This window comes from Streptomyces sp. NPDC101776, assembly GCF_044766845.1.
Taxonomy (GTDB): Bacteria; Actinomycetota; Actinomycetes; order Streptomycetales; family Streptomycetaceae; genus Streptomyces.
In genome coordinates, this window is the sequence record NZ_JBIWMV010000017.1 from 144577 (window position 1) to 164794 (window position 20218).

Annotated in this window: 15 protein-coding genes; 6 read left to right on the forward strand and 9 right to left on the reverse strand. The window is 70.4% G+C overall.

Annotation, left to right across the window (positions count from 1 at the left end; all coding sequences use genetic code 11):
• Nucleotides 1-32: 32 nt before the first annotated feature.
• Complete coding sequence (locus ACIRRY_RS38135) at nucleotides 33-2480, reverse strand: glycoside hydrolase family 2 TIM barrel-domain containing protein (protein WP_403982321.1); 2448 nt, start codon at nucleotides 2478-2480, stop codon at nucleotides 33-35.
• Nucleotides 2481-2539: 59 nt separating this feature from the next.
• Entirely contained in the window at nucleotides 2540-3487 is a 948-nt protein-coding gene (locus ACIRRY_RS38140) for an alpha/beta hydrolase (protein WP_403982323.1), read from the reverse strand.
• Nucleotides 3488-3609: 122 nt separating this feature from the next.
• Here ACIRRY_RS38140 and ACIRRY_RS38145 point away from each other — a divergent pair, with 122 nt between their 5' ends.
• Nucleotides 3610-4542 carry a LacI family DNA-binding transcriptional regulator gene (locus ACIRRY_RS38145; RefSeq protein ID WP_403982326.1) on the forward strand — a complete coding sequence of 311 codons (933 nt, stop codon included), beginning with the start codon at nucleotides 3610-3612 and terminating at the stop codon, nucleotides 4540-4542.
• Between the two features lie 222 nt (nucleotides 4543-4764).
• Here the strand turns inward: ACIRRY_RS38145 and ACIRRY_RS38150 are convergent, their stop codons facing one another.
• Genes ACIRRY_RS38150 through ACIRRY_RS38180 form a run of 7 tightly spaced genes read right to left on the reverse strand, consistent with a single transcriptional unit; the run spans nucleotide 4765 to nucleotide 10735 of the window.
• Nucleotides 4765-6228, reverse strand: a complete 1464-nt coding sequence (locus ACIRRY_RS38150) for an aldehyde dehydrogenase family protein (protein WP_403982329.1) — start codon at nucleotides 6226-6228, stop codon at nucleotides 4765-4767.
• Between the two features lie 46 nt (nucleotides 6229-6274).
• Entirely contained in the window at nucleotides 6275-7099 is an 825-nt protein-coding gene (locus tag ACIRRY_RS38155) for a mycofactocin-coupled SDR family oxidoreductase (protein WP_403982332.1), read from the reverse strand.
• Between the two features lie 8 nt (nucleotides 7100-7107).
• The gene (locus tag ACIRRY_RS38160; RefSeq protein ID WP_403982335.1) at nucleotides 7108-7740 is read right to left on the reverse strand and encodes a histidine phosphatase family protein; all 633 of its coding nucleotides are present in this window, start codon (nucleotides 7738-7740) and stop codon (nucleotides 7108-7110) included.
• Nucleotides 7731-7958: a hypothetical protein gene (locus ACIRRY_RS38165; protein ID WP_403982337.1), complete on the reverse strand. Its 228-nt coding sequence runs from the start codon at nucleotides 7956-7958 to the stop codon at nucleotides 7731-7733. Before ACIRRY_RS38165 ends, ACIRRY_RS38160 begins: the two co-directional genes overlap by 10 nt.
• Nucleotides 7955-8398 (reverse strand): Zn-ribbon domain-containing OB-fold protein, encoded by a 444-nt coding sequence (locus ACIRRY_RS38170; RefSeq protein WP_403982340.1) that lies wholly within the window; start codon nucleotides 8396-8398, stop codon nucleotides 7955-7957. Before ACIRRY_RS38170 ends, ACIRRY_RS38165 begins: the two co-directional genes overlap by 4 nt.
• Nucleotides 8395-9606 (reverse strand): thiolase C-terminal domain-containing protein, encoded by a 1212-nt coding sequence (locus ACIRRY_RS38175; protein WP_403982342.1) that lies wholly within the window; start codon nucleotides 9604-9606, stop codon nucleotides 8395-8397. The genes ACIRRY_RS38170 and ACIRRY_RS38175 overlap by 4 nt, the downstream gene beginning before the upstream one ends.
• Before the next feature lie 4 nt (nucleotides 9607-9610).
• Nucleotides 9611-10735: an amidohydrolase family protein gene (locus ACIRRY_RS38180; RefSeq protein ID WP_403982344.1), complete on the reverse strand. Its 1125-nt coding sequence runs from the start codon at nucleotides 10733-10735 to the stop codon at nucleotides 9611-9613.
• Nucleotides 10736-10893: 158 nt separating this feature from the next.
• Between ACIRRY_RS38180 and ACIRRY_RS38185 the strand changes: the two genes are divergently transcribed.
• The 5 genes from ACIRRY_RS38185 to ACIRRY_RS38205 all read left to right on the forward strand — a co-directional run bounded on the left by ACIRRY_RS38185 (nucleotide 10894) and on the right by ACIRRY_RS38205 (nucleotide 20200).
• The gene (locus tag ACIRRY_RS38185; protein ID WP_403982347.1) at nucleotides 10894-11580 is read left to right on the forward strand and encodes a TetR/AcrR family transcriptional regulator; all 687 of its coding nucleotides are present in this window, start codon (nucleotides 10894-10896) and stop codon (nucleotides 11578-11580) included.
• 226 nt (nucleotides 11581-11806) lie between these two features.
• Complete coding sequence (locus ACIRRY_RS38190) at nucleotides 11807-14800, forward strand: helix-turn-helix transcriptional regulator (protein ID WP_403982350.1); 2994 nt, start codon at nucleotides 11807-11809, stop codon at nucleotides 14798-14800.
• Between the two features lie 109 nt (nucleotides 14801-14909).
• Nucleotides 14910-15038 carry a hypothetical protein gene (locus tag ACIRRY_RS38195; RefSeq protein WP_403982352.1) on the forward strand — a complete coding sequence of 43 codons (129 nt, stop codon included), beginning with the start codon at nucleotides 14910-14912 and terminating at the stop codon, nucleotides 15036-15038.
• Between the two features lie 44 nt (nucleotides 15039-15082).
• Complete coding sequence (locus ACIRRY_RS38200) at nucleotides 15083-19339, forward strand: carboxypeptidase regulatory-like domain-containing protein (RefSeq protein WP_403982355.1); 4257 nt, start codon at nucleotides 15083-15085, stop codon at nucleotides 19337-19339.
• A 288-nt stretch (nucleotides 19340-19627) separates the two neighbouring features.
• Nucleotides 19628-20200: a hypothetical protein gene (locus ACIRRY_RS38205; RefSeq protein WP_403982358.1), complete on the forward strand. Its 573-nt coding sequence runs from the start codon at nucleotides 19628-19630 to the stop codon at nucleotides 20198-20200.
• Nucleotides 20201-20218: the final 18 nt, after the last annotated feature.

Consider the following 20218-nt stretch of genomic DNA (forward strand, 5'->3'; position numbering starts at 1 on the left):
GCGGCGATCGGGCGCGATCAGCGACTGTCTGCCTACTCGACCGTGACAGTGACGCCGACTGGGGCGCAGTCCGCCGCTGAGGCGGTCAGGTGGATCTTGCCGGGGCCGGTCGGGCGGAGGACGGCCAGGGCGCGGCCTTCGTAGGTGCGGCGTTCGGTGGCGTCGAAGCGTTCCGCGGAGGCCGGATCGGCGCTGCCGAAGCCCAACAGCACGCCCGCGCCCGTGACTTCGAGGCGCACCGGACGGTCGGCCGCGGTGTTCGGGGTGCCGACCGGGTCCGTCAGGGTGAGGGAGACGTACGCGAGGTCGCCGCCTTTCGCGGTGACGACCGGGCGGTCGGCCTCGGCCAGCAGGTGCAGCGGGCCGGTCGCGGAAGGCAGGGTCGTACGGCCGGTCTCGACGCCGTCGCGGTAGGCGATCGCGAGAAGTTCACCGGGCTCGTACGACGTCTCGAACTCGGTACGGAAGCGGTGCTCCGGGCCCACCGGCCGTCGTCCCAACGAGCGTCCGTTGACGAGGAGTTCGGCCTCGTCGGCGTCGCCGTAGACCTCGACGGTGATCGGTTCGCTCGCGAAGCCGGGCCAGGTCCAGGTGGCGACGGTGTCGCTCCACGCCCAGGGCGACCCGGCGTAGGCCTTGCCGTGGTGCTCGGGGCGGCGGACCGCGACGTAGGGCTCGGTCCGCAGGCCGAAGACGATCTCGCGGTAGTAGGAGGCGGGGCGCCGGTGGCCGGTGATGTCGAGGTCGCCGCAGCCCGCGAGCAGGTAGGGGTAGGGCGCGGTGTGGACGGGGCGGGGCGTCTCGGGGGTGAGGTACTGGGGGCGGCCGATGCCGACCTCGCCGAGGTAGTCCCAGCCGGTCCACGTGAAGTCGCCGATGACGTGGCCGTGTTGCTCGACCAGACGCCAGTTGCCGTCGATGCGGGTGGGGAAGGTCTCGGTGCCGACGATGATCCGGTTGGGGAACAGGTCGCGGTCCAGGGTGTAGCGGGCCTCGGCGTAGTTCATACCGGCGACGTCGAGCACGGCGAACGACTCGGCCGTCTTCTCCGTCACGAGGCTGGAGGCGCTGATCGCGTTCATCATGTCGCCCGCGTCGGACATGAGGGTGTTGACGCCGGCGCCCTCCTCCGGAGCCGGCTCCTGTGCCTGCCGGCGCATTTTGCCCAGTTCGGCCATGACGGCGAGCATGCCGTTCACCGCGTTGGTGACGTAGCGCGTTCCGTCCAACGAGCGGACCTTCTCGGCGAGTTTGCGCCCCCATTCGGCGCCGGAGGGCGAGCCGGTCTCGGGGATCTCGTTGCCGATCGAGTACATGATGACGCTGGGGTGGTTGAAGTCCTTGATGACCATCGCCTCGATGTCGCGCTCCCACCACTCGGGAAAGTTCAGGCTGTAGTCGAACTCGCTCTTCCCGGATGTCCACACGTCGAAGGTCTCGTCCACCACCAGCATGCCGAGGCGGTCGCAGGCGTCCAGCATCGCCTTGCTCATGGGGTTGTGGGACATGCGGAGCGCGTTGAACCCGGCGTTCTTGAGGAGGTGGACCCGCCGTTCCTCGGCGCGGGCGAACGTGGCCGCGCCCAGCACTCCGTTGTCGTGGTGGACGCAGGCACCGCGCAGCTTGACCGTCTCGCCGTTGATCCGCAGACCGTGCTCCGGATCCAGGCGCAGCGAACGGATGCCGAAGGTGACGGTGTCGGTGTCCAGGTCCGTCAGGGCGACCGTGGCGGTGTAGAGGGCGGGCGTGTCCGTGCTCCACAGCAACGGGTCGCGGACGTACAGGCGTTGACGTACGGTAGCGGGCTCACCCGGCAGGACGGTGACCTTCGAGAGGTCGCTCGCGACGACGCTCCCGCCGCTGTCGCGGATCTCGGTCACGACGTCGACCGTGTGGATCGCGATCGAGTCGTTCTCGACCCTCGTCGCGATCTCGACCACCGCGCGCTCCCCGTCGATGTCCGGGGTGGTGACACGGACCCCGTCGGGCGCGATCCGCACCACCTCGCCGACGAGCATCCACGCGTCGCGGTAGATCCCCGCGCCGGTGTACCAGCGCGAGTCCTGGTGGGTGCGGGCCTCGACACGGATTTCGTTGTCGCCGTCGTCGCCGTAGCGCAGGAAACGGTCGGCGTCGATGACGAACTGCGAGTAGCCGAAGGGGCGTTGGCCGGCGTAGTCCCCGTTGATGTGGACGACGGCATCGCGGTAGACGCCCTCGAACTCGAAGAGAATCCGCTTGCCCCGGTGCTCCTCGGGAACCGTGAACGTCTTGCGATACTCGTACGTCCCGCCCGGGAAATAGGCGCCCGCGCCGCCCTCCATCGTGACCTCGCCGTCGGGCGCCGTGCGATCCTGTCCGATCATCGCGTCGTGCGGCAGCGTCACCGGCAGGTAGGGGACCCTCGTGCCGGACAGTTCGGCGAAGGGATTGACCTTGGCTCGGGCCTGCCACTCGTCGTTGAACGAGGTGCGCTTCATCGGATCTCCGTGAGGTGTGGGTCGGGCATCGGTCCGGAGGGGCGGTGGTACGTGGAGATCTACGCTTCGCCGGGGACGGTCGTGGCCGATCCGGCCAGCCGGGCATCCAGCCAGGCGCGGCTGCGGTTCAGCAGTTCCTGGGCGATACGGGTGTCGGGGGCCCAGGCCTCCAAGCCGTGGGGAGCGCCGGGGACAAGGTCGAAGGCGCAGTCCACGCCCGCGTCGCGGAGCCGCTCGGCGTAGGTGCGGCACTCGTCGGCGAACAGGTCGATGTCGCCCACGCTGATCCAGGCCGGCGGCAGACCGCTCAGGTCGGCGCGCCGGGCCGCGACCGCGTGATCGGGGGCCTGCGGGCCTCCGGGTCCGGTGCCGAGGTAGGCCGCCCAACCGATCCGGTTCGAGGCGTTGTCCCACACCCGGTGTCGTACCGGGTCGAGTTCGCGGCGGGCGGCGGTGCGGTCGTCGAGCATCGGCGAGAACAACCACTGCCCGACAGGCTGGACCCCGCCTTCGTCGTGCAAGCGCTGTACCAGGCAGGCCGCCAGCCCCGCGCCGGCGCTGGAGCCTCCGATGACGACACGTTTCTGATCGACCCCTAGATCCCCGGCCGACGCCTGCAACCATCGCCACGCGTCCGCGGTGTCGTCGAGCGCGGCCGGGAAGGGGTGCTCGGGGGCCAGACGGTAGTTCGCTGAGACGACCGTGATGCCGAGTTCGTGGGAGGTGGCGGAGCAGAAGGCATCGTCCTGGACGACATCGCCGATGAGATAGCCACCGCCGTGCACCCACAGCAGTGCCGCCCCCGAGCCACCGGCCGCAGGGGTGTACACCCGTATGCGCTCTCCCAGGTCGACATCCCTGATCCCGACGCCCTCGGCCGGCACGCCGAGCCCGCGCCGCCGGACCAGGGCACGCACGACGCGCCGCCCCCATGTGCGGCGGATCGGCAGGCGTGGCATCCGCGAGACGCTTCGGCGCAGCTCCGGGTCGATCTCGTCGAGGTTCATGTGCGCCTCTCCTGGCATCCGGTCCGGGGTGCGCGCACCCCGGCTGGTAAATCGTATTACTAGCTGTCTGCGGTACGGTATCCAGCGCACCCCGCACCCCACAAGCCCCGAGGAGCCCGTGAGTGAGCAGGTCCACGCGTGCGACGGCCAAGGACGTCGCCAGGGCCAGTGGTGTCTCACAGACCACGGTGAGCTTCGTGCTCAACGGGGCGGCCGGGCACGTCTCCGAGGAGACGCGGGAACGGGTACGACAGGCCGCTCGCGACCTCGGTTACGTCCCCAACGGCTCGGCGCAGGCGCTGCGCAAGGGGGCTTCCCGCATCGTCCTGCTGAACATCGAGGGAGTCCCCACCGGCAGCGGCCTCGGCAACTACATCCGGGGCCTCGACGCCGAACTCGCCGCACACCAGCACGTGTTGCTGGTGATGCACGGCCACCTCTCTTCGCAGGCGCTGTCCGACGTGGCGCAGACTGTCTCCGCGCGGGCCGTGATCGATCTGGGCGACGCGGGCAGTGCGGACGAGATCGTCGCCGACGCGGAGACAACCCCCGACGCGTTCTCCGCACAGGCCGACGTCCCGGTCAAGTACCTGGTCGGCCGAGGCCACCGGCACCTCGCCACCGCCATGCCGGACACTCCGGAACTACAGGCCCTGGCCGGTCTGCGAGGGCGGCTGATCAGGCAGGCCACTCATGCCGCGGGCCTGGCCGACTGCCCGACACTCGTCCTTCCCAGCAGCCTCGGAGCCGCGGAGGAACGGCTTGGGGCCTTCCGTGCCGCGCACCCGGAAGTGACAGCCGTCCTCGCCTACAACGACGACCTCGCACTCGTCATGCTCGCCGCGATGCGGAACATGGGACTGCGGGCACCGGGGGACCTCGCCGTCATCGGGTTCGACGACACCCCGCACGGAGCACTGTTCTCACCCGCTCTGACCACCGTGCACCTTGACGCGGAGGCCATCGGCCGCATCGCCGCACGCAGCGCGCTGGGCCTGCCGGCGGCCGACACCACTCCCGAACCGGCACGAGTGATCGTTCGGCAGTCCGCGTGACAGGCCCCCTCCACACCGGCGGAAACGACGGGGACCCGCCGACTCCCGGAGTGATGCCAGGGATTGTGGAACACCTCCTGATCTGTGACACGGAGGGTCGTCCTGGCGGCTGTTCGCCGCGTGGGTCAGACCGAAGCCGAAGGCGAGGGCGTCGACGGCCCAGGCCCCCGGCGCGGCCGACGGCCCCGGCCGCGACCACATCGCGATGTGGACCACCGGTCGTCACTCCGGCGGGATGATCGACACGGTCTTGTAGCGCAGGAACTCGTCGATGCCCGCCCGGCCGCCCTCCTTGCCGTAGCCGCTGAGGCCGAGGCCGCCGAAGGGGGTGTGCGGAAGGTTCTGCCGGGCTCCGTTGACGTAGACGCCACCGGCCTTCAGTCGTTCGGCGACGCGGTGGACGCGGGTGAGGTCCGTGGACTGGATGTTGGCACCGAGGCCGTACGGCGTGCTGTTGGCCAGGGCGACCGCCTCGTCCTCGGTCGCGAACTTGAACACCAGCAGCACGGGTCCGAAGACCTCCGTCTGCGCGATCTCGTGGTCCGGGTCCACGTCGGCGATGATCGTGGGCTCGACGAAGTTCTTGTCGGCGAGGTCACCACCGGCCCGGTTGCCGCCGAGGGTGATCCGCCCGGCCTTGTCCCGTCTGGCGCGGTCGAGCATCCCGCAGACCCGTTCGACGGCGGCGGCGTTGATGAGCGGACCCACCTTGACCCCGGGATCGAACGGATCACCCATCCGGTAGGTCGCGGCGACCTCGGTGACCCGCTCGACCAACTCGTCGTAGATGTCCTCATGCACGATCAGTCTCGTCGGCACCACACAGCCCTGCCCGGCCAGCACCCCGATGCTGTCCCGGACGGCGCGGCTCGCCACCGCGTCGAGGTCACCGGCGTCCGGGAAGACGATGCTGCCCGTCTTGCCGCCCAACTCCAGGACGGCGGGCTTGAGTTGTTCCGCGCAGGCGTGCATGATCCGGCGGGCCGCGACGGGGCCGCCGGTGAAGCTCACCTTCTCCACCTTGGGGTGGCGCACCAGGGCCTCTCCGGCCTCGGCGCCACCGCTGAGGATGCTGCACACGCCGTCCGGTACGCCTGCCTCGCGCAGGAGTCGGGCGTACAGGTGCGGTGCGAAGGGGGTGAACTCCGAGGGCTTGACGACCACGCAGTTCCCGGCCGCCAGCGCCGGGATGACCTTCATGCCCAGCGAGACGACGGGGCCGTTCCAGGTGACGATGATGCCTACGACGCCGTACGGCTGGGGTGTGGTGTAGGAGAAGTAGCCGCGGGTGTCGAGCGTGGAGATCAGCTCGCCGGAGAGTTTGTCGCACCAACCGGCGTAGTAGCGCGTCCAGTTGATCGAGTTGTCGACGATGCGCTCGCCGAAGTGGGTCGGGGTGCCGCCGTCGAGCGCCTGGAGGTCGACGAACTCCTGACGGTGTTCGCCCAGCAGTTCGGCGAACCGCGTCAGGACGTCGCGTCGCGCCTCCGGTGTCCAGCGGCGCCAGGACTCGGCCTGTGCGGCGGCCAGTTCGACGGCCTCGTCGATCTCGGCGGCGCCGGCCAAGGGGATCGCCGCCTGTATCTCGCCCGTGTAGGGGTTGCGGTGTTCGAAGACACCGCCGGACCCGGAGTCGAGAACCTTGTCGCCGTAGCGGAGTTGCACGTGCGGAGCGGTCGCGGGCATGGGTGGTGTCCCTAGGAATGGTGGGCGGTCCGGGGTACCGCGAGGCTCAGCGGACGGCGAAGCCCGCGTCGAGGGGCAGTTGGATGCCGGTGATGTAGGCGGCTTCGTCGGACACCAGCCACGCGACGGCGTTGGCGATGTCCTCGGCGCGGAGGATGTCGATCGGGAGGGCGTTCCGCATCTGGCTGATCGGGTTCTTCTCGCCCTGGGCGGCCTGCGCGTGGAGCGCCTCCATGGCGGGGTTCTGCGTCATCCCCGACAACACCCCTGTGGGATGGATGGTGTTGACCCGGATCCGCTCGCCCGCGTACTCGTTGGCGAGCACCTGCATCAGGCCGACCAGGCCCCGTTTCGCCGCCGTGTAGGCCTGGCCGCCCGCCTTGTCGTTCGCGCCGCCCTTCAGCCCGGCCACCGAACTCGTGATGACGATCGACCCGCCACGCTCTCCGGCTCGTATCGCCGGCAGCACCACCTCGATCGTGCGCCACACGCCCGTCAGGTTCACGTCGATGACGTCGGTCCAGGTGCGGTCGCGGTCGCCGCCGGGGGAGAGGCGGATGATGCCGGCGTTCGCGATCAGGACGTCGACCCGGCCGAAGCGCTCGACGCCGTGGTCCAGGACCCGGCGCAGATCGTCGAAACTGCGCACGTCCCCCTTCTCGGCGACGATCGACCCACCCGCCTCCTCGACGGCCTTGACCGTCGCCCGGAGGTCGTCCTCGGTGGCGTTCGGGTAGTCCATCGACTCGATGTCCTCGCAGATGTCGAGACCGATGACGTCCATGCCCCGGGAGGCGAGTTTCACCGCGTGCGCGCGGCCCTGACCGCGGGCGACACCGGTGATGAAGGCGACCTTCCTGCCTGACTCCATGTCAACCCCTATCTGTAGGTGACGAGTTGAGGGGGCAGGTGGGAGTGCTCGTTGAAGGTGAGGAGCGTGCTGCCCCGGCTGCCCACGACGACCTTCGTGACCCCGCTGTTGACCACCACGCGGTTCAGCGCGAGCCATTGAGGCGTGCCGCCGCCGAGCAGTGTCGCGGCGACCCACCCGATCACCCCCGCGCTGGTGAAGACGACAGCGGTCTCCCCCGAGGCCGACTCGGCGGCCAGCGTGTGCAACGCGTCGTCGACGCGCTTCGTGAACGCGGGAAACGGCTCCGTGTACTCGTGGTCGTACAGTCCCGAGGACCAGCGGGGGATGGCCCGGTCGAGCGGCTCGGCATCAGGGGTGGCGACTTTGCGTTGCGCCGCGACGACGTCTTCGTGGTTGAACTCGTTCCATGCCTCGTCGACCTCTGGGGACGCCGACCATTTCGACGCGCGACGCGTGCAACGGGCCGTCTGTTGCTGCCGGTTGAGACGGCCGGTCAGGATGCGGGTCGCGGTGACACCGCGTCGGGAGAGTTCGGTCCCGAGCAGCTCGGACTGGAGTTCACCGGTGTCGGACAGTACGTCGTAGTCGGCCGTGCCCACCGATGCCTTGCCGTGTCGGACGAAGAGGATCACACCCATGACCGCGCCCCCGCCGTGGACGTGTGGAGACGGGCAAGTCGCAGTCCCTCGGACTGAGTCGGTGCCTCGATGTTCCAGGATTCGCAGGAACACCAGCACCGGTAGCGGTCGCCGTCCGGGACGATGGCCTGGCCGTCGCAGGATCCCCCGCTGTTCGCCACGCTCGCCAGGAATTCGAGCGGCTTCTCCTCCAGCGCGCTCTCGTAGTCGTCGCTCATGCCTCACCCTCCTCGGCCACGCGGAACACGGGCAGCAGCCAGCCGTCGGTGATGGGGTGGAAGTCGACCGTCAGCGCCAACCCGATCCGTACGTCCGCCGGTTCGGCGCCGACGATGTTCGTGACCAGCCTCGCCCCGGGTGCGTCCGGCAGTTCCACGACGGCGGGGACCAGGGTCAGATCCGGCAGCCCGGGGTAGCCGTGCACCACGGCGAAGCTGTAGACCGTTGCGCGGCCGGACAGTTGGGGCCAGTCGACGGCGGTGGACTGGCACTCGGGGCAGAAGGGGGTGGGAGGCAGCCGGAAGGTTCCGCAGTCGCCGCATCGCGGTGCCACCAGGCGCCGTTGCTTCGCGGCCTGCCAGAACGGTTCGGTGACGTAGTCCGTCTCGATCCGTACGACGTCCGACGGCAGGGCCGTCGCGATGCGCGCCCCGGTCACCGGTCGCGGCCCAGGATCAGTCCGCTGACCGGCAGGCTCGCCGGACCGCCGGTGCACAGGGCGAACTCGGCGTCCTCGACCTGGTTGACCGCGGTGCCGCGCATCTGCTCGACGCCCTCGACGATATGGGTCATACCGATGACGTACGCCTCGGAGAGCTGCCCGCCGTGCGGGTTCACTGAGACAGTGCCGGGCTTTCTGCGGCGGGCGTAGCGGATCGCGCCGCTCTCGACGAAGGGGCCGCCGTCGCCCTTGGCGCAGAAGCCGTAGTCCTCCAGTTGCATGAGCACCATCGGGGTGAAGTGGTCGTAGATCAGGGCCACATCGATGTCCTGGGGGGTGATGCCGGCCTGTTTGAAGAGGTGTCCGGCGATCGGTCCGTGCCCCGAGGAGGTGAAGGTCTCGTCGGGCATGCCGTACCAGGAGAAGGCGCGGCCCCAGTCGCGGGTGCCGCCGTGGGCGACGGCGACCACGGGGACCGGTTTCTGGCGCAGGTCGCGGGCGCGGTCGGCCGAGGTGGTGATCACGGCGACCGCCCCCTCCGTCTCCAGGCAGAAGTCGTAGACGCAGAGCGGTTCGGCGATCATCCGTCCGGTGAAGTACTCCTCGCGGGTGAGGGGTGTCTTCTTGATCGCCTTGGGACGGTTGAGGGCGTTCTGCCGGGTGGAGATGGCGATCTCGGCGAACGCGTCCCGGGTGGTGCCGAATTGATGCATGTGGCGGCGGGCCAGGACCGACATGAGGTGGCCCGGGCCCGCCAGTCCGGACGGCTGGAGGAAGGAGCTGACCGGGGTCACCGGCTTGGCCGCTATCACCGTGCCGAGTCGCTGCCGTTGCTGTTGCAGGGCCATGACCGTGACGACGGCGGTCGCGTCGCCCGCGACAATGGCGGCGCGAGCAAGGCCGATTGCCCCCGCGGAGCCCCCGCCGCCGTTCGTGAGGGACGCCGAGAAGCGGACCTCGGGGATGCCGAGGGTCTCCATGAAGTCGACGGACTCCATCTTGTCGCCGTAGCCGGCACCGGCGCCCGAGTAGAAGGCGAAGCCGTCGATCTCCCTGACGGAGAGACCGGCGTCGGCGCAGGCGGCGAGGATGGCCTCGCCGGCGAGGTGCGTGATGCTCTTGCCCGCCGACTCGCCCCGCCGGTAGTAGGGCGTGGCGCCGACGCCGACGATCGCGACGTCGCGCAGTCCGGAATCCCGCGGCATCGGCTCAGACCCCGCTCGTGGGGACCGGGGGCACATCGGGGAAGAGCTCGAAGAACGCGCCCTGGGTGATGCGGAGTCGGGTCTCGTCCGAGACTCCGTCGAACAGGGTCTTCAGGGTGTCCTGCGTGTGGCCGAAGGTGCCTTCCATGTGCGGGTAGTCGGAGCCGAACATGACGTTCCGGTAGCCCATCGCGTCGAACGCGGCGACCGCCGTCTCGTCGTGCTGGAAGGAGGCGTACACCTGGGTCATCAGGGTTTCCTTCGGGTCCCGCTGGAGTTTCGGACGCACCGCCAAGTGGTGCTGGCGGTAGCCCTCCCGCATCCGGTCGCCCAGGAACGGGACCCAGGTGGCGCCGCCCTCGGAGATCAGAACCTTCAGGTCCGGGTGGCGGTCGAGGGCACCGGAGGCCACCAGTTTCATCGCGGCGCGCTGGCCGGAGAACGTCGTCTCCGCGTAGTTCATGACCGCGCCGCCGGGGCCGCGGTAGACCAGGCCCGCGCCGCCGGTCGTCATGTCCACCGGGTCGGTGCCGATGTGGAAGGCGAGGACGATGCGGGCGCGTTCGGCGGCGGCCCAGAACGGCTCCCAGTCCGATCGGTGCCAGTCCGGTGCGCTGGGGTGCGGGGTGGTGGGCAGGAAGACGGCCTTGAAGCCCTGTTCTGCGGCCCATTCCAGTTCGGCGATCGCGTCCTCGACCACCAGCGTCGACACCTGGGCGGTCACGACGTAGCGGTCCGATACTGCCGTGATCTCCTCCAGCGCCCACTCGTTGCTCGCTCGCATGCACGCCTTGAGCAGCTCGGGCGTCCGGAAGGTCGAGGACCACATGCCCAGCGACGGGAAGATGACCTCGCCCCAGACGCCCTCCTGGTCCAGATCACGCAGCCGTGCCCGGGCGTCGCGGATGCCCTGCGCCTTGCGGCTCTCCTCGAGGAACTCCCTGGCCACCGAGGTCGGCAGTTTGCGACGGAAGGACTGACCGTCGACGTGCACCGTCTCGTACTCCCCGTCCGGGTCCTTCTCCGACTTGGGGGTGAGGTCGGCCAGCCGTTTGGGCAGCCGCGACTCCCAGAGATCGCCCGGTTCGAGGAAGTGGGAGTCGCCGGAGTTGGTCCAGATCTTCGGCATCGTGTGAAGTCCTCCGGAAGTAGGGAGGGTTGAGGCCTGCGTCGGCAGGTCTTCGCATCGAACTGTTCCATCGACCGGGCCCCGTGTCCATACTTTCTAATACATCTCCATTAGTTTTCACGTTGCGCGTGCCCCACCACATCCATGAACATGAGGCCATGGCAGTGGACGAGAAGGCCGCGGGCCGCAGACGCCGGCACACCACGGGGGAGGCGACCCGTGAACTGCTGATGACGACCGCCGAGCGGCTCTTCGCCGCGCGCGGGGTCGAGGGCGTCACACTGCGGGAGATCCAGATGGAGGCGGGGCAGTCGAACTCGTCGGTCATCACGTACCACTTCGGCTCCAAGGCGGGCCTGGTCCGGGACCTGATCGCCTTCCGTTACCGCACCATCGACGCGCGCCGGGCCGTACTCCTGGAGGAAGCCCGCGCCGACGGTGTGGCCGAGGACCCTCTCGCCGCGGTGTGGCTCGTCGTGCGCCCGCTGATCGAGAGCATCGAGGCCGGCGAGATGTTCGTACCGTTCCTGGCCCGGCTGGCGCCCGCGACCGCCGACGCCGAGTACTGGCCGCGCCAGATCGAGGACGCGACCGACGTACTCCAGGAGTTGGTGCCCGAACTGCTCGGCGCGCTGCCCGACCGGGTACGGCGTGGCCGCGAGGTGCAGCTCTACAACAGCGTGCTCAACCTCCTGGGCGACCACGCGCGCAACCGGCACCCGATCAGCGACGCACAGCTCAACAACTACATCGACGGCTGGGTGGGGATGCTCACCGCGCCCGTCTCGGCGGTGACGTACGACCTCATGGACGACGAGGCGCGGGCGAAGCGCGGACGCGGCTGACCAGGGCCCGGGGAGGGCGCTGACCTGGTCAGGGTCGGCGAGGCGGGGGGCGTCCCGGCGGCATGCCCAATATTGACGCAGGGTCAGAAGTGCTTGGGGAGAATGTAGTTGTGGCGTACCCGGGCACGATCGGTACGGGCGTCGTGGCATGCTGCGGTGTCGGGACTCGCACACGTGGTCGGCGCCCGGGTCGCGCACACCTTGGGCGGCGTGGGAAGGCGGTCGGATGGAGCGCTCTGCGGACGGCGGCATTCCGCGCGTGCCGCCCGGCGTCAGCGTTCCGCGCTTTGTCGGCCGGGCGGTCGAACTGCACGGGCTCAGGGGGGCCTTGGCCCGGCCGCCGGCAGTCGTTCTCGTCGAGGGCGAGGCCGGAATCGGCAAGAGCCGGCTCGTCCAGGAGGCGCTGGACGAGCCCGGTGTCGCCGCCCGGCGGCCACTTGCCGCCGTATGCCCTCCGTTCCGGGAGGCGCTCACCCTGGGCCCGGTCGTCGATGCCGCTCGCGAAGCCCGGCCCGATGTCGCCGAGTTGGCCCTCACCTCGCTCGCCGGGGTGCTGCGGCCCCTGTTCCCCGAGTGGGGGCAGGATCTGCCGCCGGCCCCCGAGGCGCTGTCGGACGCGGGCGCCGCCCGGCACCGGCTCTTCCGGGCGCTGGCCGAGCTGCTGGACGCCATGGGAGTCGGTGTGCTGGTCCTGGAGGACGTCCACTGGGCCGACGAGGCCACCCTGGACTTCCTGCTGTTCCTCGCCTCCCGTCGCTCCCGCCGGATGAGCCTGGTGCTGACCTACCGTCCCGAGGACGTGGCGCCGGAGTCCGCGCTGATGCGGCTGACCTCCCGGCCCCAGGCCGGCACCGGACACGTACGGATCCGGCTGGGCGCGCTGGACGTGCCGCAGACCGCCGAGTTGATGTCGTCGATGCTCGACGGCGAACACGTCTCCGAGGCTTTCGCGTCGTTCCTCCAGGAGCGGACCGACGGTGTGCCGCTGGCGATCGAGGAGTCCGTACGGCTGCTGCGCGACCGGGCCGATCTGGTCCGGCGCGACGGGGAGTGGGTGCGCAGGACGCTCGCGGACATCGCTGTGCCCCCCACTATCCGGGACGCGGTCGCCGAGCGCGCCTCGCGTCTCACCCCCGTCGCCCAACGCGTGCTGCGCGCCGCGTCCGTGCTGGCCGAACCCGTCGGCCCGGCCGTCCTCGCGTCGGTGAGCGGGCTGCCGAACAACGTTGTCAGCGGGGCCGTGGACGACGCTGTACGCAGTGGACTGCTCGGCGAGGACCGGGCCGGCCGGGTCAGTTTCCGGCACGCGCTGGCGGCCCGCGCGGTCTACGACATGACGCCCGCGCCCGACCGCCGTGCCCTGCACCGGGGAGCGGGCCGCTCCCTGCGGGCCATGACGCCCGAGCCGGTGGCCCGGCTCGCCCACCACTACCGGGAGGCGGGGGACACCGGGCAGTGGCGTGAGTACGCCGAACGGGCCGCCGACCTCGCACTCGCCTCCGGGGACCACCGCACCGCCGTAGGACTGCTGCACGAGTTGCTCACCGAGAGCGATCCGCCCGCGGCCTCGGTGGCCCGGTGGGCACAGAAGATGCCGGTCCTGGCCTTCTCCGGGCTCGTCGGCCGCGGCGATCTGACCCGCGCGCTGCGCGAGGTGCTGGACGGGGAGGCGCTCTCCCCGCACGAGCGCGCGGCCGTCCGCACCCAACTGGGGAGGATGCTGCTGCACACGGGCGAGTACGCGGCCGCCGCGGCGGAACTGGAGAGGGCGCTGCCGGATCTGGCCGACGAGCCGTTCCAGGCGGCCTGGGCGATGAACACGCTCGGCAGCCCGCCGAGCACCCTGATGTCCGCCGGGGAGCACCGCCGTTGGCTGGACCGGGCGGCCGACGCGGCCCGGTTGCCGATGACGGCGGACCAGCGGCTGGCTCTGGTGGTGGACCGGGCAACTTCCTTGCTGGACATGGGCGATGAGGTCGGCTGGGCCGTGGCCGCGGAACTGCCCGACACCGCGACGACCCCGGAAGGAATGATGCAGCTGGCGCGCGGCGGACTCAACATCGGGAACTCGGCGATGCGTTGGGGCCGCTACGACGAGGCCAGAGCGCTGCTGACGACCGGGCTGGCCAGGGCCGAGGAACACCGGTACCAGCGGCTCCACGACATGATCCTGGTGACGCTGGCGCACCTGGACTGGTTCACCGGTGCCTGGGACGGACTGGCCGAGCGAGTCGCGGCCCTGGCCGGGGTGGAAGAGGAACCCGTGGTCCAGCTGGACGCCCTGCTGATCACGGCCCTGCTGGACCGGGCGACCGGCGGCGGAGTGGATCCCGGCCCCGAGGCGGTGGCCGAAGGCGTGGCCGGGACCGTCGAGGATCGGCTGCGCCAGGTGCTCGACGCGGGGCTGCGGCGCGGCATCGTGGATCTGCCGCTGGAGCCCGCGGCCGCCCTGGCGCGGATCCGGCTCGCCGAGGGATCGGCCGCCGAGGCAGTGGAGTTGACGGAGGGACCGGCCGACGTAGTGGCCCGCAAGAACATCTGGCTGTGGGCCACCGAGTTCGCACCGGTGCGGACCGGCGCGCTTCTCGCGGGCGAACGGCCGCACCAGGCACGGCAGTTCGTCGCGGACCTGGCGGCAGGGCTCGCCGGCAAGGACCTGCCGGCGGCGGACGCGGCCCTGGAGACATGTCGTGGAGTGCTGGCGGAAGGAGAGGGGCGCAGCGCCGAGGCAGCCGCGGCGTTCGGCCGGGCCGTCACCGCCTGGCAGCGCCTGCCCCGACCGTACGAGGCACTGCTCGCGGCCGAACACCGGGCCCACTCCCTGCTGGCGGCGGGGGACAGGGATACCGGACTGGCCGAACTCGCCCGCGCGCAGGCCGGATTCACGGCTCTGGGCGCTCGGAAGGACGCCGACCGGGTGCACGTCGCGCGCCGTGCGGCCGGGGAGCCGGTTCGAGAGGTGTGGCGCGGTGGGCGGCGCGGCTATGGCGACCAACTGTCCCCGCGCGAGCTGGAAGCGGTCCGGTTGATGCTCACCGGTCTGACCAACCCGGCCATCGCACGCGCACTTTCGCGTTCCCCGAAGACCATTGCCGCGCAACTGAACTCCGCGATGCGCAAATACGGAGTGACCTCGCGTACCGCACTCGCGGTCAGCCTGACACAGGCCGGAATCACCCCGTCGGAAGGCGACGCCACCGGCGCCGGCTCCGATCTTTAGGTCATCCGCCCCATCGCGAAGCCACCCGGCAGCCGTCGATACTCAGTGCGCGCAGGGTCCGCAGGCCGGCCTGCACCTGGACATGACCGGAGAGGCGTCCATCCGTCGGATGAGCAGCACACCCCCCGAACCGACATCCCCCGAACCGACGCCCGCCGCACCGGGTGTACCCGCCGACGACACGACGGCGGACCCCGCCTGCGAGGACGACTCGTACAGCGGTTACGAACCCCTGTGATCCCGGCCCGACCGGGTCCCGAACGCGACGAAAAGGGTGCCCCCTTGCTGTCCTCCAGACGTGCGCGCGTACGCGCGCCGCTCTCCCTCCTCATAGCCGGCTGTCTCGCCGCCGGAGCTCTCGCCGCGATACAGCCGGCCACCGCCTCCGCGGCCACCCCCACCTCCTCGGCCTCGCCCACCTCTTCGGCCGACGCCGGCTCCTCCAAGGTCTCCGACCTGCTCAACGCCGTGCCGCAGGACAGCGTCCCGCAGAACTACGTCCCGGCCGGCTGCAACAACCCGAGCCTCAAGGACGGCGTGGCCCAGTGCTTCGCCGATGTGCGCACCGGCTCCGACCACATCGTCCGGCCGCAGGCGGTCGCGCCCCCGTCCACGGCGCTGGGCCCGACCGACATCCAGGCGGCCTACAACCTTCCCGCCGGGGGCGAGGGCAGGACGGTGGCGATCGTCGACGCGTACGGCAACTCCCACGCCGAGGCCGACCTCGCCGCGTACCGCGAGCACTACGGGCTGCCCGCGTGCACCACCGCCAACGGCTGCTTCCGCAAGACCGATCAGAACGGTGGCACGGACTACCCCGCCGACGACGCGGGCTGGGCACTGGAGACAGCGCTCGACCTCGACGCGGTCTCCGCCGCCTGTCCGGCGTGCAACATCCTTCTCGTGCAGGGTGATTCGGCGAGCCTGGACGACCTGGGCACCGCGGTCGACACCGCCGTACGCCTGGGCGCCAAGTACGTGTCCAACTCCTACGGTCTGCCCAACGAGATCGCCGGCGAGACCGCGTACGACCACCACTACGACCATCCCGGTGTGGCCGTGGTCGCGTCCACCGGCGACACCGGCCATGTCCAGAACTGGCCCGCCACCAACCCCAATGTGGTGGCCGCAGGCGGCACCCGGCTGACCCGTGCCGCGGACACCGCGCGCGGCTGGACGGAGTCCGCCTGGACCTCCGGCGGATCGGGCTGCTCGCTGTACGAGGCCCAACCGGCCTATCAGAGGGGGCTGGCCACCGGCTGCGACACCCGGGCGACGGCTGACATCTCCGCGGTCGCCGACCCCGCGTCCGGCCTGGCCGTGTACGACACGATGAGCAAGGACGGCTGGTTGCAGGTCGGCGGCACCAGCCTCTCCGCACCGCTGATCACGGCGATGTACGCGCTGGCGGGCACCCCCGTCGAGGGCACCTACCCGGTGACCTACCCGTACATCAACGGCTCCGGGCTGACCGATGTCACGACAGGTTCCAACGACGACTGCGGCACGGTGGTGTGCACCGCCGGCGCCGGCTGGGACGGCCCGACCGGTCTCGGCACCCCGGACGGCGTGTCCGCGCTGGCCTTCGGCGTCCATGGAACGCTGTCCGGACGAGTCACCGACAGCGAGTCCGGCGCCCCGCTCGCCGGTGCGGCACTGGCCATCTCCGAAGAAGCGGCAGACGGCCGGGAGTACCACGTCACCACCGACGCCGACGGCGCGTACGACCTCCCCGTCGCGGTGGGCAACTACCGGATCAGCGCGACCGACTTCGGCTACCAGGAGAACACCCGGTCCGGAGTGGCTGTCGCCGAGAACGACAGCACCACCGCCGACCTGACCCTGGTGAAACTGCCCACCCGCACGGTGTCCGGCACGGTGAAGGACGGCAGCGGGCACGGCTGGCCCCTGTACTCGAAGATCACCATCGACGGCTACCCGAACGGCGCCGTCTACACCGACCCCTACACCGGCAAGTACAGTGTGGAGCTTCCGGAGAAGACCACCTATGCCCTCCATGTGGCCCCGGTCTACCCCGGCTACCTGAGCACGGACCTGAGTGTCCCGGTGGGCACGGCCGACGTACGTACCGATGTGGCCCCGGACGTGGACCTGACGGCCTGCGTCGCACCCGGTCACGCCTACCCGGCCGAGACCGGCTTCGAAGGCTGGACCGGCACGACGCCGGAGCACGGCTGGACGGTCGTCAACAACGAGACGGGCGGCCCCGGCTGGGACTTCGCCGATAAAACGGTGTGGAACTTCACGGGCGGAACCGGGAACTGGGCCTCCGCGTCCCCCTACACCCAGGGCGGTGTCCCGGAGGACACCGAACTCGTCTCACCCACCTTCAGCCTGGTAGGCCAGACCTCACCCGTCCTCGGCTTCGACGCCGCCTACGCCCCCAGCAAGGACTCGACGGCAACCGTCGACCTCAGCCTCGATTCGGGCGCGACGTGGACCACGGTGTGGCACCAGGACACGGCCGAGTACCTGGGCCACGCCGAGGTTCCCCTGACCCAGGCGGCAAACGCGAAGCACGTGAAGGTGCGCTTCCACTACTCCGGCAGCGGCCTGTCGCTCTGGCAGCTCGACACCGTCACCGTCGGCTCCTGCGCCGCCGTGAGCGGAGGCATCGTCGCCGGAAAGGTCGTCGACGGCAACACCGGCGGCACCATCACGCCCGCCACCATCACCGACACCGCCGACAGCTACGCGACGGCGACCACCGTGGCGACCCCCGACGACCTGGCGTTGGCCGACGGCTACTACTGGCTGTTCAGCGCCCCCGCCGGACGCCACACCTACACGGCGGCCTCCGCCCGCTACACCACCTCGACCGGCACCCTCACCACGCGGCCCGACAAGGTCAACCGGTTCGACCGCACGCTCAAGGCGGGCCGCCTGGCGGTGAGTTCGGGCAGCCTCTCCGTCAGCGAGACGCTGGGCGGATCAAGCAGCAAGAAGGTCACCTTCACCAACAAGGGGCAGGCGCCGCTGCACGTCAACCTCGGTGAGCAGAGCACCGGTTACACCTCACCGGCCGGCACCTCCACGACCACGTCGGACTCCTCGGCAGGCGCACCGACGCTGCGCGTCAAGGGCAACTACTCACCCGGACCGATGAGTTCCACCTCCTCGGCCCCGAAGAGCCCGTCGACCGAGCCGCCCGCCACGGCGGCGACCGGGCCCTGGACCGGCATCGCCGACTACCCCGAGACCGTCATGGACAACGCGGTGGGCACCTACCAGGGCAAGGTCTACTCCGTCGCCGGAGTCTCCGGCATCTTCGGCGGGGAGTACCTCAAACACAGCTATGTGCACGACCCGTCCACCGACGCCTGGACACCCATCGCCGACCTCCCCGCGACCCTGGAGTCACCGGGAGGGGCGTTCATCGACGGGACCATGTACGTCGCCGGAGGCTGGGCCGGGGACAGTGCCAGCGCCGCGCTCTACGCATACCACCCCACCACCGACACCTGGACCCGCCTCTCCGATCTGCCCCAGGCGGTCGGCATGCCCAATGTGACCGTGCTCGACGGCAGCCTGTATGCCATCGGAGGCTGCACCGGATCCGGCTGTAATGACATGGTCAGCACCGTCTACCGCTACACCCCGGCCACCGACACCTGGACCCGCCGCGCCGACTACCCGTTCGTCATGGAACGCGCGGCCTGCGCCGGCATCACCGGTGAACTGGTCTGCGCCGGGGGCCTCTCGGGCAGCATCCCCAGCGGACAGACCTACCGCTACAGCCCCTCCGCCGACACCTGGACCCGTGCGGCCGACATGCCCGACACGCGCTGGGGCGCCATCGCCAGTGGGAACGACGGCAGGCTCCAGGCCGTCGGCGGCATCGCCGCACAGGACGCGGTCAACACCGTCGTCGAATACGACCCGGTGTCCAACACCTGGTCCGACCTGCCCAACAGCACCTCCACCGTCTTCCGGGCCGGCGGCGGCTGCGGGATCTACCGCGTCGGCGGCATGATCTCGCTCTCCGAGACCGCCTCCTCGGCCGAGGTCCTGCCCGGGCACGACCAGTGCGACGGCGACAACGTCACCTGGCTGTCGGCGAACAAGACCTCGTTCGACCTCGCCCCCGGCCGCTCCACCACGGTCACCGTCCGCACGGACGCCTCCGCCGTCGCCACGGCCGGCACCTACACCGCACGGCTCACCTACAGCACCGACACCCCCTACGCGGGAGCGTCGGTCAAGGTCAGTCTCAAGGTCACGATCCCGCGGACCTGGAGCCATCTCGCCGGAACGATCACCGACAAGCGCACGGGGGCACCGCTCGCCGGAGCCACTGTCCTGATCTGCCCGGTGGCGCACTCCAGGACGACCGGCTGTGACCGCCTCGCGCACACCGTCCGCACCGACTCCGACGGCCACTACGACCTCTGGTTGGACGCCCGCCAGGGCCCGCTGCGGATCACGGCCTCGGCCGCCGGCCACCGGCCGGCGTCCAAGGAGGTGACCCTGCTGCCGGGCCGCGCCACGACGGCCGACCTGTCGCTCACCGCGACCTGACCCCACGCCACCGGCTCACGCCGCGCCCGCCCGGACACGCTGTCCGGGCGGGCGCGGCATCGCCTTCTCTCTGTGTGTGAACCCCACAACGGGAGCGGCCGGACGATCAGGACCTCAACGGGGTCGCGGAGGAGCTTCCTCGGCCGTTGGACTGTTGCCATTCCGTGAAGATCCGGGCCAGGTCCGATCACATGGCGAGCCCAGTCTGAACCACCACGGCCTCCCGAGGCCTGCTCCGGTGGGCAGGCCCTGGCGCCGTACATCTGTCCTCGATCTTTGGGAGCAACCATGCGACGACTCGGAACCGCACTGACGGTTCTGATGCTGGCGGGAGTCGGCATCGGAGGAACGGTGGGGACGGCACAGGCCGAGAGCAGTGCGTCGGCAGTGTGTGAGACCGGGTGGGGGAGCCTGGAGAAGCAGGTGTCGCCGACGGAGGACTACAAGCCCCCGCTGGTGGACATCAGGACCGCTCAGCACGAGTGCTTCGACCGCATGGTCCTCGACTTCAAGGGTTCGGCGGCCGGGCCGATCGGCTACCGCGTCAAGTACGTCGACAAGCTGACCACGCCCGGTGCGGGGGAGATCCCCGTCGACGGCGGGGCGATCCTCCAGATCTCGGTGGGCCCGAACTTCGACCCGTCGACCGGCTCGACGTCCTACCCGGGGCAGCACGGACAACCGCTGCCCGGGGTGGACCTCACGGGCTACCGGACGTTCAAGGACACACGCTATGTCGATGCCCCTGAGGACGATGTGCTGATCGGCGTCGGTGTGCGTGCGCGGCTGCCGTTCCGGGTGACGCAGCTCGACGACCGCGTGGTCATCGACGTCGCGCACTCCTGGAACGCCGTCTCCTGAGCCACGTCCTGCGCACTA

What these genes read in the sequence shown, in the direction of transcription:
- ACIRRY_RS38155 (WP_403982332.1), bottom strand. Translation starts at nt 7,099, where the DNA reads ATGGAGTCAGGCAGGAAGGTCGCCTTCATCACCGGTGTCGCCCGCGGT.
- ACIRRY_RS38185 (WP_403982347.1), top strand. Translation starts at nt 10,894, where the DNA reads ATGGCAGTGGACGAGAAGGCCGCGGGCCGCAGACGCCGGCACACCACG.
- ACIRRY_RS38165 (WP_403982337.1), bottom strand. Translation starts at nt 7,958, where the DNA reads ATGAGCGACGACTACGAGAGCGCGCTGGAGGAGAAGCCGCTCGAATTC.
- ACIRRY_RS38190 (WP_403982350.1), top strand. Translation starts at nt 11,807, where the DNA reads ATGGAGCGCTCTGCGGACGGCGGCATTCCGCGCGTGCCGCCCGGCGTC.
- ACIRRY_RS38135 (WP_403982321.1), bottom strand. Translation starts at nt 2,480, where the DNA reads ATGAAGCGCACCTCGTTCAACGACGAGTGGCAGGCCCGAGCCAAGGTC.
- ACIRRY_RS38180 (WP_403982344.1), bottom strand. Translation starts at nt 10,735, where the DNA reads ATGCCGAAGATCTGGACCAACTCCGGCGACTCCCACTTCCTCGAACCG.
- ACIRRY_RS38140 (WP_403982323.1), bottom strand. Translation starts at nt 3,487, where the DNA reads ATGAACCTCGACGAGATCGACCCGGAGCTGCGCCGAAGCGTCTCGCGG.
- ACIRRY_RS38160 (WP_403982335.1), bottom strand. Translation starts at nt 7,740, where the DNA reads ATGGGTGTGATCCTCTTCGTCCGACACGGCAAGGCATCGGTGGGCACG.
- ACIRRY_RS38195 (WP_403982352.1), top strand. Translation starts at nt 14,910, where the DNA reads ATGAGCAGCACACCCCCCGAACCGACATCCCCCGAACCGACGCCCGCC.
- ACIRRY_RS38205 (WP_403982358.1), top strand. Translation starts at nt 19,628, where the DNA reads ATGCGACGACTCGGAACCGCACTGACGGTTCTGATGCTGGCGGGAGTC.
- ACIRRY_RS38175 (WP_403982342.1), bottom strand. Translation starts at nt 9,606, where the DNA reads ATGCCGCGGGATTCCGGACTGCGCGACGTCGCGATCGTCGGCGTCGGC.
- ACIRRY_RS38150 (WP_403982329.1), bottom strand. Translation starts at nt 6,228, where the DNA reads ATGCCCGCGACCGCTCCGCACGTGCAACTCCGCTACGGCGACAAGGTT.